The organism is Alicyclobacillus fodiniaquatilis, assembly GCF_042678105.1.
Lineage (GTDB): Bacteria > Bacillota > Bacilli > Alicyclobacillales > Alicyclobacillaceae > Alicyclobacillus > Alicyclobacillus fodiniaquatilis.
In genome coordinates, this window is sequence record NZ_JBHUCX010000101.1 from 16,667 (window position 1) to 32,697 (window position 16,031).

15 protein-coding genes and 1 pseudogene are annotated in these 16,031 nt (G+C 51.0%); 12 read left to right on the top strand and 4 right to left on the bottom strand.

Annotated elements, in window-relative coordinates; genetic code table 11:
- From ACFSB2_RS26145 to ACFSB2_RS26155, 3 genes are all read right to left on the bottom strand, one after another.
- On the bottom strand, nt 1–838 hold an 838-nt coding region (locus ACFSB2_RS26145; RefSeq protein WP_377946162.1), incomplete at its 3' end, for a glycosyltransferase family 2 protein.
- Between the two features lie 54 nt (nt 839–892).
- The gene (locus ACFSB2_RS26150) at nt 893–2,137 is read right to left on the bottom strand and encodes a glycosyltransferase family 39 protein (RefSeq protein WP_377946163.1); all 1,245 of its coding nucleotides are present in this window, start codon (nt 2,135–2,137) and stop codon (nt 893–895) included.
- A gap of 23 nt (nt 2,138–2,160) precedes the next feature.
- On the bottom strand, nt 2,161–3,018 hold the full coding sequence (locus ACFSB2_RS26155) for an MBL fold metallo-hydrolase (protein WP_377946165.1): 858 nt from the start codon (nt 3,016–3,018) through the stop codon (nt 2,161–2,163).
- A gap of 238 nt (nt 3,019–3,256) precedes the next feature.
- On the opposite strand from ACFSB2_RS26155, the gene ACFSB2_RS26160 reads away from it, so the two are divergent.
- From ACFSB2_RS26160 to ACFSB2_RS26190, 7 genes are all read left to right on the top strand, one after another.
- On the top strand, nt 3,257–3,727 hold the full coding sequence (locus ACFSB2_RS26160) for a hypothetical protein (protein WP_377946166.1): 471 nt from the start codon (nt 3,257–3,259) through the stop codon (nt 3,725–3,727).
- 293 nt (nt 3,728–4,020) lie between these two features.
- Nucleotides 4,021–4,998, top strand: coding sequence for an aldo/keto reductase (locus ACFSB2_RS26165; RefSeq protein ID WP_377946168.1), 978 nt, complete (start codon nt 4,021–4,023; stop codon nt 4,996–4,998).
- Nucleotides 4,999–5,033: 35 nt separating this feature from the next.
- The gene (locus ACFSB2_RS26170) at nt 5,034–5,852 is read left to right on the top strand and encodes an HAD-IIA family hydrolase (protein ID WP_377946169.1); all 819 of its coding nucleotides are present in this window, start codon (nt 5,034–5,036) and stop codon (nt 5,850–5,852) included.
- A gap of 292 nt (nt 5,853–6,144) precedes the next feature.
- Nucleotides 6,145–6,609, top strand: coding sequence for a transcriptional regulator NrdR (gene nrdR / locus ACFSB2_RS26175; protein WP_377946170.1), 465 nt, complete (start codon nt 6,145–6,147; stop codon nt 6,607–6,609).
- A 135-nt stretch (nt 6,610–6,744) separates the two neighbouring features.
- Nucleotides 6,745–9,957 carry an adenosylcobalamin-dependent ribonucleoside-diphosphate reductase gene (locus tag ACFSB2_RS26180; RefSeq protein ID WP_377946172.1) on the top strand — a complete coding sequence of 1,071 codons (3,213 nt, stop codon included), beginning with the start codon at nt 6,745–6,747 and terminating at the stop codon, nt 9,955–9,957.
- Between the two features lie 321 nt (nt 9,958–10,278).
- Nucleotides 10,279–10,920 carry an HAD family hydrolase gene (locus tag ACFSB2_RS26185; protein WP_377946173.1) on the top strand — a complete coding sequence of 214 codons (642 nt, stop codon included), beginning with the start codon at nt 10,279–10,281 and terminating at the stop codon, nt 10,918–10,920.
- Between the two features lie 251 nt (nt 10,921–11,171).
- Nucleotides 11,172–12,059: an RluA family pseudouridine synthase gene (locus tag ACFSB2_RS26190; RefSeq protein WP_377946175.1), complete on the top strand. Its 888-nt coding sequence runs from the start codon at nt 11,172–11,174 to the stop codon at nt 12,057–12,059.
- 191 nt (nt 12,060–12,250) lie between these two features.
- Here the strand turns inward: ACFSB2_RS26190 and ACFSB2_RS26195 are convergent, their stop codons facing one another.
- A complete protein-coding gene (locus tag ACFSB2_RS26195) occupies nt 12,251–13,636 on the bottom strand; it encodes a purine-cytosine permease family protein (RefSeq protein WP_377946176.1) in 1,386 nt (461 codons plus the stop codon).
- A 387-nt stretch (nt 13,637–14,023) separates the two neighbouring features.
- On the opposite strand from ACFSB2_RS26195, the gene ACFSB2_RS26200 reads away from it, so the two are divergent.
- The 5 genes and pseudogenes from ACFSB2_RS26200 to ACFSB2_RS26220 form a co-directional block, all read left to right on the top strand.
- Nucleotides 14,024–14,194 carry a hypothetical protein gene (locus tag ACFSB2_RS26200; protein ID WP_377946177.1) on the top strand — a complete coding sequence of 57 codons (171 nt, stop codon included), beginning with the start codon at nt 14,024–14,026 and terminating at the stop codon, nt 14,192–14,194.
- A gap of 537 nt (nt 14,195–14,731) precedes the next feature.
- Nucleotides 14,732–14,935 carry a DUF5316 family protein gene (locus ACFSB2_RS26205; RefSeq protein ID WP_377946181.1) on the top strand — a complete coding sequence of 68 codons (204 nt, stop codon included), beginning with the start codon at nt 14,732–14,734 and terminating at the stop codon, nt 14,933–14,935.
- A 174-nt stretch (nt 14,936–15,109) separates the two neighbouring features.
- The gene (locus tag ACFSB2_RS26210) at nt 15,110–15,643 is read left to right on the top strand and encodes a GNAT family N-acetyltransferase (protein WP_377946178.1); all 534 of its coding nucleotides are present in this window, start codon (nt 15,110–15,112) and stop codon (nt 15,641–15,643) included.
- Nucleotides 15,644–15,788: 145 nt separating this feature from the next.
- Nucleotides 15,789–15,920, top strand: a pseudogene (locus tag ACFSB2_RS26215) (transposase); the annotation flags it as partial.
- A gap of 8 nt (nt 15,921–15,928) precedes the next feature.
- Nucleotides 15,929–16,031: helix-turn-helix domain-containing protein (locus ACFSB2_RS26220; protein ID WP_377946182.1), on the top strand; the 103-nt coding region annotated here is incomplete at its 3' end.

The window sequence follows — 16,031 nt, forward strand, 5'->3', positions numbered from 1 at the left end:
TCAGGGCGTTGGTCGCCAATACCATCAGCCCAACCGCAAGAATGGCAGACGGCATCTTGGCAATGCGGCCTGTATGGAAAAACTCTGTAATGACCGGAATGCCGACCAACAGCCCAAGTATGAACAAAATCAGCGCAATGACGCTGAAAAACGCCAACGGTCGGTAGTCCTTGAAAATGCGGAAAACCGTGCGCACGACGCGCAAACCGTCGCTGACGGTATTCAGCTTGGACTCACTGCCAGGTGGGCGATCCCGATAGGCAATCGGCACCTCCACGATGCGGAACCGTTTATCCAGCGCATGTAATGTCATTTCCGTCTCGATTTCAAAACCCTCGCTCTTGACCGGCATCGTCTTGGCAAACTGCCGATTGAACACGCGGTAGCCAGTCATGATGTCGCGCAGATCGGATCGAAATAAGCGGTTGATGAGTCCTTTGACAAGATGGTTGCCCAAGTTGTGAAACGGACGCTTATTTTCACTCGAGTACGATCCGTCCGAGTGGCGGTCACCAATGGCCATATCTGCTTCGCCATCGACGACAGGCTGTATCAGATGATGGACAAACTCGGCTGGGTATGTATCATCGCCGTCGGCCATGACATAGAGGTCTGCGTCGATGTCGCGAAACATCGAGCGCACGACGTTGCCTTTGCCTTGGCGAATTTCACGGCGCACCACAGCGCCTGCACGGCGCGCAATTTCCGCAGTTTTGTCCCGCGAGTTGTTGTCATAGACGTAAATGGTCGCGTCCGGCAATTCTTGCTGAAAATCCCGTATGACCTTTTCAATGGTCAATTCTTCGTTGTAACAAGGAAGTAAAACTGCTATCCGCATTGTACGGCTTGTCCTCCATCCTTGGCGTATTACCGCCAATCAGAATACCACGTCTTATCCGTTTGGAACAGGCTGTCGATGCTCTTTTATACGGACGACAACCAAATACGTCAGTGCTGCGACGCCGATGAACATCAGCGGCATGGTCGGAAACATGTAGCGATTGATTGGAATAAACGGCAACTGGGCGACGATGAGAAACAGCGCCAAGGCGCTGATCCAACGCAACATGGGCCGCCATGCGCCGAGCAGTAATCCAACAGCGCCGAGAATGACCCAGGCCAAGTGAAAGTGCGCAAAGACGAACGTTAACTTTTGTGGAAATGTGGCGTGTTTCGAAAGTTTGTCGAGATACCATGGTGAGCCAAACAATAGTCTCAGCTTGTCCACTGTGTACCATTTCGCATACTGAAACGGGTGGTGACTAAAACCTTCGATGATGCGATGCACAGCCAGATGTTCCTGCTGCTGACGGTCTAGTCCGCTGTCCAGGCTTGTGTCATGGGCAAAGTTTGGGTCAGAGCCAAACAAGAGCGGATTGGCCATGTCGTCGTCGGTCAAAATGAGCCGGTGTAAAACGACCCCATTGCGTATCCACCACGGCAACATACAGACGACAAAGGCGCCGAGATAGGTGAGCCAGTGAATCAGGTGGGTGCGCACTGCTGGCCAATTTTGCCGCTGTAACAAGAAGAGAAGCGGTGCCACGACGAGCGGAAACACGGTTGGACGCACCAGTGTCGCGAGCGCCAAGGCCACCCCTGCGAGCGCAAAACGCCAAATTTGCTTTCTCTCCAGCGCGAAAAGAAATGTCCAGACGAATAGAATCAAGAAAAAGACGTACACCGTCTCGGTGAGCAATTGGTCAGCCGCCCAGTTGGAAGGTGGATAAAATAACCACAGCAGCGCCGCAATCAGACTCGCCCAACGCGGTAGAAAGAAGCGCGCGATGCGGTAGATCAGAAATACGGTTCCAGCAGCGAGCAGATGTTGAAATGTCACAGCAACATGCATCTCCACTTGGTGGTTGTGCGATTTAAAGTGCGTCAGCCAATAGGCAAAGTCCAAGAAAAGCGGGTAACCCGGCGTGATCATCGCCGACGGTCCCCAACTCCAATAGGAATAAATATGCTTGAGCAGTAGCCAAACTGCGGCGTGATCGTAATGGACCGCATCTCCGTAAAGTTGAATGTTCGTTCGCCAAAAAGACACAGAAAAATAGAGGTGAAAAAGCACGGCGAATAACAACAGCCCTATACTGACGCGCCACTCAAGTTGATCTCGCTGTGTGTTCTTCAAACTGTCCTTGTCCTCCTTTGCGCCTACAGATGGTAGTAGACCATTTTAAAATCGGGTGCCAGACAACGTCGACCGACATAACCATTGTCAATCAGATGCGTGAGATGCGCTTGTGTCGTCCGCTTTGCAAAACGCAAGGCTGACCCCAAATTGCGGTCTGCGTACAGTGCGGTGACAATCTCGTTCAGTGTGTGCGGTCTTGTTGTGAGCAACTGCCGAATTTGCGCTTCACGGTCAAGTCGATGCTGCAGAAGCGCCGCGCTTGCTGTTTGCGGCGACGCAATGGGCGCGCCGTGTCCAGGCAAGGCGAATGTCGCAGATGATGCCGCAATTTTTTTCAACGCTTCGTAATAATCGCGCATGTGACCATCAGGCGGACCAATCCAGACGGTTCCTTCACCAGCCATGTGGTCGCCGACCATCAGCAGATCATCGGGATCTACCTGAATATGTAGGTGGCCATGCGTATGTCCTGGCTGATGCATGACGCGCAAGCTGACCGACGCAATGGTCAGCACAGATGCGGGCGCTTGGAGATGAGCGCTATCCACGTGCATTTCCTTCGCCGCATTTGCCTGATCAAACGGATGGACATATACGGGCGCCTCAAAGAACTGGCGCAACAGTGGAATGCCGACCGTGTGGTCAGGGTGATAATGCGTTGCGACATAACCAATCACCTGTTTGATGCCCAGGGATGCAAAAAGGGATGCAACTTGTGCGATCACGTCCATTTCAGCGCCGCCACAATCGACGACATAGGCTGACTGACCAGCTTTGATGACATATGTATTGGTTTGATTGAGCGGAGGAATTGTCCGTGTAGGGACGGATATGCGAAATACGTGTTCGCTTAGTTGCTCCAGTTCAACCTGTCCCATGGTGGCGCCACTCCTTTGCATCGCTGCATTTATGTTAAGAGTTCCCCAAAGTTTGGTCAATTCCCTCTTGGCGTGCGCCGTGAAAAAGACGTCAAGTAGGGGGCGCTCACGCCACAAGACGCCAATTGTCGCAGCAGGTCACCGACTTGTGGCACGGCTCATATCATGAAAGATATCGTGCACGATGGATTCCGCATCGGGCAGTAGATGAACAAATGATGAACATGGGGGAACAGCGATGGCCAGTCAACCTTTACATCCAGTTTGGGGCACCGGTTTGCGTGCGCTGCGCCGTTCGCAGTACGCGCAGCAAGTGTTTACTTCTGTCATCGCCGAATGGCAGAGCGTGCAGGGAGATGAACGGGCAGCGGAGATTTCGCCGTTGATCGCGCAGGTAAACGAAAGTAGCGTCTATCGCGACTTGGCGATTGGACACTGCATTCGCTTGCATTTTACACCGTCAGAAAAGACTGATTGTGACGAACTGATGATGGGGCTTGTGCGCGCGCTCTATCAAGCGCGTCGCACGGACAAAGTGGTCGAGAAAAAATTGTTGCAGTTACAGACAGATGCGCGGTCCTATCAAGCGTGGCTGGAGCTGGCTTTGGTATGGCAACAACAGCGCAAGATTTGGCTGAAAAAAGCGGGCCAATCCTTGATGAAGGCGATTCCGGAAAGGCTGTGGCAAGCGGGGAAGCGAGGCGCGTAGACCGCTAGGTGTGATGCGCTTTGCATCAAAAGAGCCGTGAAAGGTGATTCAATCCGGGCATTGCGGATGGCGCGTACAAGGCAAAGGCGTCAATTTTCCATCGAGCGCATGGATGCGATACACTAGAGTCATTCACGAAGTGTGCAAAACCGCCATGCGCGATGCCATCCTTGAAAATACGTTCGAATAGGTAGGCCGGACGCCCACAATATTGGAGAGTCAGTCCACTGATGCAAGGGCGGATGGGGTACGCAAATGGTTTGACTTGATTTTTAGGATGGAGGAGAACGGGTGTGAAGTATAATCAACTCGGTCGAAGTGGTTTGACAGTTTCGGCGTTGGGGTTGGGGACCAACTCGTTTGGTGGACGAGCCGATGAGGCGACGTCCATACGCATTCTTGACGAGGCGATAGCGCAGGGCATCAACTTCATCGATACGGCCAACGTGTATACCAACACGCAGTCGGAATCCATCATTGGCAAAGCGCTTACCGGTGGGAAGCGCGCGCAAGTGGTTTTGGCGACCAAGGTGGGGATGCCGCGCGGCGAAGGGCCGAACATGGGCGGGTCATCCCGCAGAGAAGTGATGGAGCAAATCGACGCCAGCCTGACCCGCTTACAGACAGATTATGTAGATCTCTACCAAATACATACGCTTGACGCCAAAACCCCGGTAGAGGAGACGTTGCGCGCGCTGGAGGACATCATTCGCGCCGGCAAAGTTCGTTATATCGGCACGTCCAACTACCTGGCGTGGGAACTGATGAGGGCGCTGAGCATCAGTGAACGCGAACACTTGGCGAAATTCGTGTCCATACAGCCTTGCTATTCGCTGGCGGATCGAACGATTGAAGTGGAACTCGAGCCGCTGTGCCTTGAGCAGGGAATTGGCATCATTCCTTACTACCCGCTGGCTGGCGGTATTCTCACTGGGAAATACGCAGGCAATCAGACGCCGAGCGGTTCTCGGCTGGAAAAAGAGCCGCGCTTCAAGCAGCGGCTTGACGACGCGCGTCTTGCGTTGGGCGCAGGTGTACAGGATTTGGCGCAAACGTTGGGTACGACAGCAAGCGCCTTGTCTATCGCTTGGCTGATGGCGCGCCCATCTGTCGCCACGGTCATCGTCGGGGCGTCCCGTCCCGAACAAGTTCTCGACAATTTGCAGAGCACGGCGTTGACATTGTCAGAAGATGTATTGCAACGACTGGATGAAATGAGCGAGCCGTTTAAGTATACGCGCCCGTTTGCGGTGTTCCGCCCGCTGGCGTGAATGGCGAAGAGGCCAAAAATCGGAGATGAAACAAGATGAACAATGAAAAACGGTTCCGCCTGGCATTGCTCGATCTCGATGGCACTTTGTGGCGAGATGGCGTGGTCATCCCTGGGGCACCTGCATTCGTCGAGCGTTTGCGCAGGCAAGGCGTGCAGCCTGTCTTTTTCACGAACAACTCGTCGCGGACGCCGGATGAGGTGGTGGCCGTCTTGGCCAAATGCGCGATACAGGCGGCGGCGAACGAAGTTTGCACGACGGCGCAAGCTGCCGCACATGTCCTACAGCAGCGGCTCTACAAAGGGGCTTCCGTGATGTATGTGGGGCGTGACGGCGTGCGTACGGCTTTGTTGGAGGCAGATTTTATGGTGCGGCGCGCGCAAGGCGACGCACTGGGCGAAGCGTGGCTGCAAGATGTTGACGCGGTCGTCGTCGGGATGGATCAACGTGTGACCTATTTGGACTTGGCTGTCGTCGCCCGCGTGATTGCGCGTCTGGGTTGGTTTGTTTTGACCAATCCAGATGTCCGCTTGCCAGTGGAAGATGGCTTCTTGCCAGGCAATGGCGCACAAGGGGCCTTGCTCTCCACTGCCACGGGCGTCTCGCCAATTGTGACGGGCAAACCGGATCCGTCATTTATCGATTTTGCATTGCAACGCTATCAAGTGTCGCGAGAAGAAACGGTGATTATCGGCGATAACCTCTATACGGATATTCTGGCAGGGCAACAGGCAAGTGTGCATTCGATTATGGTTAGAAGCGGGGTTGTCTTTCCGCCTGCGGATGATGCGCCAATCCCCGATGAAACAGTCGATTCTGTCGATGTGTTGTTTCGGAACGAGGCGGTCAATTGATGCATATCGTGCGGCGCCTGTGCATCAGTCGAGGTTGAAAACGTGACTTCATCGAAGCACCTTGAGTGGTGGACGAAAACCATACTGACTTTTATTTTAAGGTAAATTTTTTTCACCTTGCGGCGAGGCGTAGAGCGGTCGAAAAGCTTGTCATGACGGGCTTCTTCGGCCTCTTTTCACTCTCTTGTCAGCCGTACATATAGCGTGTATAATAAGCTCTGTTTGTAATTTCAACACCACATCTGTGGTATCGGTGATGAACCCTTATCTTCATTAGAAATGAGGGACAAGCATGAAATGTCCGTACTGTGATGCGGAAAATACGCGGGTCGTTGAGTCTCGTCCAGGCGAAGATGGGACCACCATTCGGCGGCGGCGCGAGTGCGTTCAGGCTGATTGTGGTCGAAGATTTACTACATACGAACGGATGGAACAACGTCCTTTGATGGTTATCAAAAAGGATATGGAGCGGGAAGAATTTTCGCGTGAGAAGATTTACCGCGGCTTGATGAAAGCATGTGAAAAACGTCCGATCTCAGCTGAGCAAGTCGAAGCTGTGTGCAGCGAGATCGAACGCACTTTGCGGATGGAGCACGAGCGGGAAGTGCCGTCTTCTGTGGTTGGCGAACGCGTTATGGAGGCGCTCAAAGGATTGGACGGCGTGGCATATGTTCGCTTTGCAAGTGTCTATCGTGAGTTTCGCGACGTGGAGACATTGGCGACGGAAGTGCTGTCACTCCTCTCCGAAAAGCGCTAGGCGCGTCATGTGTGATGCGTCTTGCACCAAGAAGCCTCAATGCGAGGGCATCGCGGATGGCGCGGCACCAGCGCACCGAATTTGCGCTTGGGTAGGTATGTTTGGAAAAGTTGAAAGTGGACGGAGGATGTCAGAATGGCGAATGAAACGGGTGACCACATGCTTGAATTTACGGCAGAAGACATCTTGAATGCGACTGGGGAGAAAATTGTCGCGGATAGATACTTACAAAAAGATGTGAAAAAGGAAACCTTGGCGGTCGGGTCGCTCGTTGTCGCTGTGCTCGATAAAAAACGCGCCTATCACGAATTGGCGCGTGTAGTGGCGATTGATGAATCCGCCGGACAGGTCACAGTCGCTTTGCGTGACGGTGTGGAAGAGACACTGCCCGTTCAACAGGTGGACGTATTGCGTGAGACAAGTCCACGTGAAATGTGGCGTCGCGTGGCGAAAGGCGCAGCGAGTGTCACCAACGATCCCGCCCATTGGGAAGAGGCATTTTACCAGTTGCAGAGCCATTGGCGCTACGTGCCAGGTGGGCGCATCAACGCTTCCATGGGCACGGGCATGCAGACGACCAGCTACAACTGTTTTGTCATTCCGAGTGTTGGCCCGGGGTTGCGCGACTACGCCGAATCGTTTGGCCAGACGCTTGAGATTCAAGCGCGCAGCGGTGGCGTGGGCATGAATTTGTCCCGGATTCCACCACAGGGCACGCTGGTCAAGGCCAGTGAAAAATCGCGTCAGGCGGAACTGTGCCTTGTGCTGGACGTTTGGCATGCGGACATTGAGGACTTTTTGCAGGCGTCGTATCCGAACAGCACGAAAGTCGTTCGCGTCAGCAAAGCCTTTATGCGGGCGGTGGAAGAAGAGGCGCAGTGGTCGTTCGTTTTCCCAGACACCACGGTAGATCAGTATGACGCCCTGTGGAACGGCCGCATTGAGGATTGGTTGGCTGAGGAGCGGGCGGTCGTCTATAGTGAACCCGTTTCAGCCCGCGCTTTGTATGAACGCATTTTGGAAAGTGATGCGAAGGTCTTGCCGGATTTGGTCGGGACGGTGATTTATCCAGGAGATCAACGCAGCACCATTGCCACCACGCTTGGCGACATGTGGGAACAGATGGAGACGGGCAAGCGTGTGTCGGTGGTCTTGTCGTCATTGCGTCCGCGCTACAGCTATGTCCGCGGCGTGAATGGACGGAGTTCCGGCGCGTACTCGTGGGGACAGTTGTACGACAAAGGGAACCAAGTGTTTGGCGAAGGGTTTGGTCCAGTCGGCGTCGGTGAAATCATGAGTGTCGGCTGCCAGTTGACGTTGCAGGGCGGCTCTCGGCGCGGTGCGTTGATGCTGATTTTGAATGATCGGCACGCGGATGTGCTGCGGTTTATTCGGGCCAAGCAGGTCGATGGGGTTATCACAGGCGCGAACATCAGTGTCGGGATCTCGGAACAATTTATGGAGGCCAAAGCTGCGGACGAACCATGGCAAATTGGCTTTGTGCCTGCGACGGCGACAGCTGATTTTGACGGCAATTTCGAAACCTGGCTGGCCGATGGACAGCCGTTCGAAGTGGTTGACACGTTGTCTGCCAAGTCTTTGTGGGACGAATTGTGCCTGTCAGCCTGGAAATCGGCGGAGCCAGGCGTCGTCTTTTTGGGGCGCGCGAATCGGATGAGCAACTCATGGTATTTCAATCCTTTGGTCGCGACCAATCCCTGCGGGGAGCAACCGCTGCCTGCCAATGGCATCTGTAATCTCGGCGCGGTTGTGCTCGCACAGTTTGCTAACGGCTTTAAAGACAGCGGGGTTCGGACCACGTTTGGCAACAGTGAGTTGGAAAGTTACATTGAAGGCTGGTTGCGCAAGCATTTTGATGCTGCGGAAACCGATTTTCTGCTACACCATATCCGCTGGGAAGAGCTGGAGCAGATGACGCGCAGCGGCATTCGCTTCCAGGATGCCATCATTGACGCGACGTATTACCCGTTCGAAGCCAACCGGGAGAACCAGTTGTCCGAACGGCGCATTGGTCTCGGCATCATGGGTTTGCATGACTTGTTACTCTATTGCGGTATCCGTTATGGGTCAGAGGCGTCTGTCCAATTGATTGATGTCATCATGGGCTTGATGGCGGAGTGGAGCTATTTGGAATCGGTGGAACTCGCCAAAGAAAACGGAGCGTTCCCACGTTTTGACGCGACATTGTTTTTGCAATCGGGCTTCATGCAGCAAATGGCTGCCGAACGCCCACATGTCACCGAAGCGATTGCCGCGCACGGCGTCCGCAATGTGACGACCATGACCATTGCACCGACGGGGACGACCGGCACGATGGTCGGCTGCTCGACAGGCTGTGAGCCGTATTACGCGTGGACTTATTTCCGCAATTCGCGCTTGGGGATGTTTGAAGAACACGCTGCCATTGTCGATGCGTATCTGAAATCCCACGGCGGGGAAACAGCGACACTGCCCGATTACTTTGTGACGGCCATGGAGTTGTCGCCAGAGGACCATGTGCGCGTCCAGGGCGCATTGCAAAAGTGGATCGACAGCTCGATTTCGAAGACTTGTAACGCCCCGAATTCATATAGCGTGGAAGACACGAAACAATTGTACGATCTCGCCTATGCGCTCGGTTGCAAAGGCATCACGATTTATCGCGACGGATCGCGCTCTGAGCAAGTGCTGTCGCTGAAAGCGGACGAAGAGAAGGACGGGACGGCGGATGAAGCGGGGGCGAATACGCTCGTCGATGTGGCTGCAACGGTGGCCCAAGCTGCGCCAACCGATGCCATTTACAAGAAACGCAAACGGCCAGATGTGTTGTATGGTGCGACATATCGCAAAGAAACGCCACTGGGGAAAGCGTTCATCACCATCAATGATGACCCCTTGGATCACGTTGCGACAGAGATGTTTGTGAACATTGGCAAGGCGGGAACGGATGTGTACGCGGCAAACGAGGCGCTCGGCCGCGCCATCACCTTGTATTTGCGCGATTCGAACAATCCGAACAAAGAGGCTGAACTGGTCAAGCATTTCTCCGGCGTTGGCGGTTCCAGCGCAGTTGGTTTCGGCAGTCGGCGGATCACGTCTGTGCCTGACGCCATCGCCAAGTCGCTGATTGAGCACGCCGAGACATTCCCGCTGCGACAGGCAGCTTTCAGCGAGTGGGCAAGCGGCCAGGAGACGGTCACTGCGCCAACAGACGCTTCAGGTGAAGCGCGTGTCACGTTGCGCTCCTACTCGGTGGCCAAGGACTGGTGTCCGGAATGCCATCAGCACGCGCTTGTGCACACTGGCGGTTGTTACGAGTGTGAGGCTTGTGGCTATAGCAAGTGTTGAGATGTAGTTGGTCTTGAACCACTGGAAATTTTTCTGGTTTAGCACGAAGAGGGAGTTCAAGCTTCGACTTGAACTCCCTCTTTCAATAATACTTTCCCATAAACGAGAAATTCCTATGGCGCAACATTTCATCGGAGATGCGCCAAGAATTCTGTTTTAGCTCCTTGATGGGAACGCAGCTAGGAATCGGAGTGTCAAAGGAGTCAGTTTGGAGGAAGCCATCACCGGCAACGTGAATATCAGTGGCCTGTCTACTTATGGGTGATCAACAGCGCGTGATGGCACGCATGGTTGTCGCAACTGACAAAGGAGAACGAAACAATGAAAAAATACATACTCTTCGATCATGATGGTGTTCTGGTTGATACTGAATTCTGGTATTACAAGGCGGGAGAACGCGCTCTGGCTGACATTGGATTTACCTTGGATAAAGATCAATACCTCCGCGACATGACCCAGTCATTGGGCACTTGGTCCCAAGCTAGGGCGGCAGGTATTGATGAACAGACCATCAGCAAGCAGCGTGAGGTCCGCAACGTCTATTATCAGGAATATCTAAGAACAGAAGCCATAGAGATTGAAGGCGTAGTTGAAACGCTAGCAGAACTGTCAAAGTACGTCCGCATGGCCATCGTGACGACTGCAAAACGTGCGGATTTTCAACTTATTCATGAAAAGCGCCAGATTAGACAATTCATGGAGTTCGTCCTTGTTCGCGAAGACTACGAGCGCACCAAGCCGCACCCGGAACCATACTTGACCGGCCTAAAGCGCTTCGGAGCTACCAAAGAAGAGACCTTGGTTGTAGAGGATTCAAACAGAGGGTTGAACTCAGCCGTGGCGGCTGGTATCGACTGTGCTATTGTCCATAACGACTTCACAAAAACACATGACTTCTCACAGGCCAGCTATCGAATCAAGACTCTGATTGAACTAAAGGACATTATCCTGAATGAAACCTGAGAGCGCATTCACCAGCGTGTCCCGTACTCACTTTAAAAGTGAAGAGCAGCGCGGGCGGCGCGGACTCACATTTAAACGCGTAATCGCTTTGGCGAACATGGAGACGTCATTCCAGCGCAACTTCTGATCTCAGCTATTATTTTGTCAACGTTTGGCTCATACTCGTATTAAAGGCCGTTTAATCCAGGGAATCATGTAAATACGCTGGCTTAAGAGCGCAATTAAGACGTACCCGCTGTGGAGGAATTTCATTGCAAAAGCAACCTATATTTCACGTGAGAGAAGAAGCTCATCTTCTCCCATTTCTTTTGGAAAAGTACCCGGGTAAAGGTCGTAATAAAGTAAAATCCTTATTGACCAGAGGACAGGTGATGGTCGGAAATCGCGTCGTTACAAGACATGATCATCTTTTGGCCGCTGGAGATAAAGTCACCATTCTACAGACTGGGTCTGTCCAAGGAAGAGAGGCCATGGCAGGCGTCAAGATTATATACGAAGACGAATCTCTTCTCGTCATCAATAAACCTCCTAGATTACTGTCCATCGCGACCGATGAGGAAAAGGAACGGACAGCGTACCGCATTCTCAATGAGTATGTCCAAGAGCGCAATCCAAGGGCACGCCTGTTCATTGTTCATCGGTTGGATAGGGATACTTCTGGGCTGATGATGTTTGCAAAAAGCGAAGCGGTCAAAAATCAGCTCCAGGATCATTGGAAAGACGTGATCCTAGAACGATCCTATGTGGCGCTCGTGGAAGGCGCTGTTGAAGAAAAGCAGTCAACCATTAAGACATGGTTGAAAGAATCTTCTACAAAGACCATGTATGTAAGTCAACCAGGAGATGGCGTCGTCGCAATTACACACTATCAGGTCATCGAGCGAACATCTGAATATTCCTTACTAGCTGTACAATTGGAGACTGGTAGAAAAAATCAGATTCGCGTACATATGCAAAGCATTGGACATAGCGTTGTAGGAGATAAACGTTATGGTTCCAGAAAAAATCCAATTGCCAGGCTTGGGCTTCATGCACAGATCCTTGCCTTCAAACACCCAATTACGGGGGAAACGCTTCGGTTTGAAACAAAGATACCGAATCAGTTCCAGCGTGTCTTACATGAAAATAAGCATTCATAAAAAGTAAGCAATATTCGTGTGAGACCAGAGCAATCCAACATCAAACTGCTTGATGCGCTTTTGCTATTTACGTCCCGATGAAGAATCCCTAGATGAATGGGGATTCTTCATCGGGACGGCATGGCTCAGTACGCGCCGCCTTGAGCACCCAGTGGCACTCCGACGAGTCTGTGCCATATGATATTCCCGCATTAACGCACCGTTTCCGGCGAATCATCGCCTACTCGTAGTCCCGAGACGACAGCAAGTATCCAAAAGATAGCCGCACCGACGATTGATCCGACGACCGGCAAGGGCAACACGTTGTAGAAGAATCTTGGCAGAAAATCCGCCCCCCAGAAATTGATGACGAACCCCACAATAAATCCTACTGTGGCAGGGATGGACAACCATTGTGACGCAGTACTAGGGTGATCGAAAAAAGTGTTCTGAGGCGTCTTTTTGCGCTGAATCCAAACCCAGTCAACAACCATGATAAATGTGAATGGCAACAGAACATCACCGATGATATTTAAGAAACCTTGAATTTTGTCTAAAATCCCATATACAGCCAGTAACGTCGAGATAATCCCCAAAACCACCGTCGCAATCGGCTGCTCCCATTTCATTGGCTTCCTAACAGTATTCAGTGCAGCCAACAAATCCACAGTCGATGGATACAAATTCATGGCATTGGAATGGATGACAGCAAGCGCTACACCGAGTCCCGCAATCACGCCCCAGACTGGGATATGCGTGCCGAGTAAAGCCACATTCCAGTTCCCTGTTGCCTCTTGGGATAAAATCCCGACTAGCCCCATCAAAAAGACTGAAAGCATGATCCCAGACGATCCCGCCACGAAGAACCATCCCCGTCGCTTCGTCTGATGTGCCGGAACGCAAAAACGTGACATGGTAGAAATTTTATATGCCCAAGCCAAAATGGAGAACGTGAGAATCGTAGAAAGAGACGCTCCCCATGTGAACTGCCCATTTGGACCGGGCATATGGATGTGGTAATGAATAAACAGATAAGCGGTTAATACTGCATAACAGGCAATCATAAGCGCAGCAGTATACCGATAAAAATACTCTAACCATTTCATTCCAAACAAAACGAGGATGATTTGAACAATCCCAACGACCCAAAACCAAAATGAGCCACTCGTCCGAAATATACTGGATAATATTTGGCCTCCAACTTCTGTATTTAAACCAAACCATCCAACATTCACAAACGTAAATAATACAGAGAAAATGAATGCGCCTATCCAACCATAAGTTCGCCGTGCGACAATCAGTGCAGTGAGCGGAATTTCACGCCCCATTTCACTAAACAATCCCGCTGGAATGAACCCAATGAGAAAAGCAATGACAATGGCGATGACCATGTTGGTGAAGCCCATCGCAAACAACAGTGAGCCAATCACTGGGGTTGTCGCCGACGCCGACGCCATCGCCCAGACGACAAATAACTTATTGGCACTCATTGTACGCTCATCATCTCGTACAGCCTCTACGCCAACTGTTTCTACCTCATTGCCGATTCGTCTCCAGAATCCATCTTGTGTACGATCACTGTCCTGATTCAAATCCACTATGCACCTCTTTTGCATATGCCATTTTTCGATTCCTCATTTTATCGTACGCTGTCCAACTTTTCGAATTATCCCGTGGCTTACCGTATAGATAGCTTTCACTTGTTATTCAGCATGTATCCGCCATTGTGGCCGTTCAGATTGAACGAGTCCAAAGAAAGATCAAAACGCAGCAGAAACTTCTGGCTCAATTCGAACGTGTGGCTCAACGAATAGACAATCAGGAGTCGCTTTCAAGTTAGGCGCTTATTTCACTGTGGGAACGAGGAAAATGAAACATGAAAAGTATATCGTCGAACATCGGTTGGACTAGGAGCGCCGCCTTGATCTGCTGGGCGACCTCGCCGACGGACATGCCGATGATCCAAATCAACGCAGCTGAAATATATGAACGAACGATTTGCCGCACACAGTACCTTCGTGATCAAACGGGTATATAAAGCATCGCCCGAGCGGGTGTTTGCCATGTGGGCGGATGGCCGCGATACACCGGATCAGCGTGAGCGTGGCACCAAGGAGATGCTGGACATGCTTGGCAAGCGGTTGGAGATCATCTGAACGCTTTTGTCATACGATGAGGAACTGGCGCGCTCAACCTAGATTGATCTGGCAGCAGCTTCGAGAAACTGCTGCTGAATTTAAGGCAACCAAAAAATATGCCCCGGAAGCTGACGAACAGAACGTAGACCGGCTCGGGGTGCTCTTGCAGGATCGGCAATGTGATACATAAAAAACTAGAGCAGTGAACATATGTGCGCTTTGTGGGTAAGTTTCCTCTGCAAGCTTTCACTTTTTTGCATACTGCTTAATAGCAGTCTCAGGAAAGGATCAGTCGCTGTTGAGCTAGTTCAATAAGGATTTACAAGGATTACACCCATTGGATGTGGAATACATATCCATATGGGTTTTTTCTTGAAGATATCTTAGGGATGTAAGAGGAGCAACGAAGGCTGAAAATTATGTTTGTATCGAAAAGTCATCTTATTGGGGGATGCGTATGAGAATGAAAATTTTTTCTCAGGTCTAGGGGTCGCAATGATAGCAATTTTGTTAGGTGTTTGTGTTCATACTTCAGATTTCGTTCAACACTTCACGATGCTGTCCGCTGGCATTCCGCTGCTCATTTCGGCAGTATTGGCAGGAATCTTCGTTAGTGGAGCCCGTACAAGAGCCAACAGCTATAATGAGCGTTCACAAGACAGAAATCTCCGTATCACTTGGGCTTTTGCACGGTTGGTCTTTGCAATTCCGTCCATTGTAGTGTTCATTCTGACGTATCTGGTACCGAACTTCAAATAATTCTAACGTTCTATTTTTTTAAGCCATTGGGTGCGATGTTCAAGAAGGCACTGTAACACGAAGTGTATCGATATATCAGATTTGTATACGATTGTAGTTTGATGACCATTTGAATGTAGATTGGGCTTGTACCATATTACAAAGCGAATTCATTGTACAAGGGGAATAATTGATATGAAGATTAGAAGAGCGGTCATTGAAGATGTCGATGGAATTGTACATGTGCATATTCACAGTCTAAAATCTTCGCACAATGCCATCTTGCCTGATGAATTTCTTGATGGATTGGATAACGATTGGTCAGAACCCCGTTTTACTCAAACGTTGAAACAACCCTTAAATGACTCATTGATATATGTAGCTGAAGACGATTACGGAGCGATAGTAGGATTTATTTGGGGAGGCCGTGAACGGAAGGGAAACGACACTTACAAAGGCGAGATATACGCTATTTACATTCTTCAAGCGTATCAACGTAAAGGTTTGGGGCGGAGATTGACCTTAGAATTAGCGAACCATCTGCAGGATCTTGGAATTCATTCATTGTTGGTATGGGTAATTGCGAATAATTATCCGTCACGTAGTTTCTATGAAGGGATTGGAGGCCGAAAAGTCTCTGAGGGGACTTTCGAAATGATGGGGAACATCTATCGTGATGTAGCATACGGGTGGACAGATATATCACAAACATTATCAGAAGCGCCGTAAAACCCCTTGCTTTAGCTAGGGGGATATAAGGCGCTCGCCGTTAGGCGAAATGTCTATTAACGATCAACTAAACGTTAGATGAAATAGTCCCGTATCTAACTTGTTTTGGTAAGAAGTTCTTGGGTGATTGCAATGAGTAGAGACGTCGAATCGAAATGTCACATTTGACTGCAAGTACCATGTTGTGTTTTGTCCGAAATACCGGAGAAAGGTGCTTGTAGAGCCCGTTGAATCACGTTTGAAGCAATTGTTAATACAGAAGGCGACAGAAATCGAGGTGATCATATGAGGAAAGCGTACAAGTTCAGGCTCTATCCAACGAAGGAACAAGAGGGTCGAATTCAGTTCACGGTAGAACGTTGTAGGCTTCTGTATAATCGCCTGCTTG

Bases quoted from the DNA above. Each gene is read 5' to 3' on its own strand.
- ACFSB2_RS26155 (WP_377946165.1), bottom strand. From the start codon at position 3,018: ATGGGACAGGTTGAACTGGAGCAACTAAGCGAACACGTATTTCGCATA.
- ACFSB2_RS26160 (WP_377946166.1), top strand. From the start codon at position 3,257: ATGGCCAGTCAACCTTTACATCCAGTTTGGGGCACCGGTTTGCGTGCG.
- ACFSB2_RS26170 (WP_377946169.1), top strand. From the start codon at position 5,034: ATGAACAATGAAAAACGGTTCCGCCTGGCATTGCTCGATCTCGATGGC.
- nrdR (WP_377946170.1), top strand. From the start codon at position 6,145: ATGAAATGTCCGTACTGTGATGCGGAAAATACGCGGGTCGTTGAGTCT.
- ACFSB2_RS26180 (WP_377946172.1), top strand. From the start codon at position 6,745: ATGGCGAATGAAACGGGTGACCACATGCTTGAATTTACGGCAGAAGAC.
- ACFSB2_RS26185 (WP_377946173.1), top strand. From the start codon at position 10,279: ATGAAAAAATACATACTCTTCGATCATGATGGTGTTCTGGTTGATACT.
- ACFSB2_RS26200 (WP_377946177.1), top strand. From the start codon at position 14,024: ATGAACGAACGATTTGCCGCACACAGTACCTTCGTGATCAAACGGGTA.
- ACFSB2_RS26205 (WP_377946181.1), top strand. From the start codon at position 14,732: ATGCTGTCCGCTGGCATTCCGCTGCTCATTTCGGCAGTATTGGCAGGA.
- ACFSB2_RS26210 (WP_377946178.1), top strand. From the start codon at position 15,110: ATGAAGATTAGAAGAGCGGTCATTGAAGATGTCGATGGAATTGTACAT.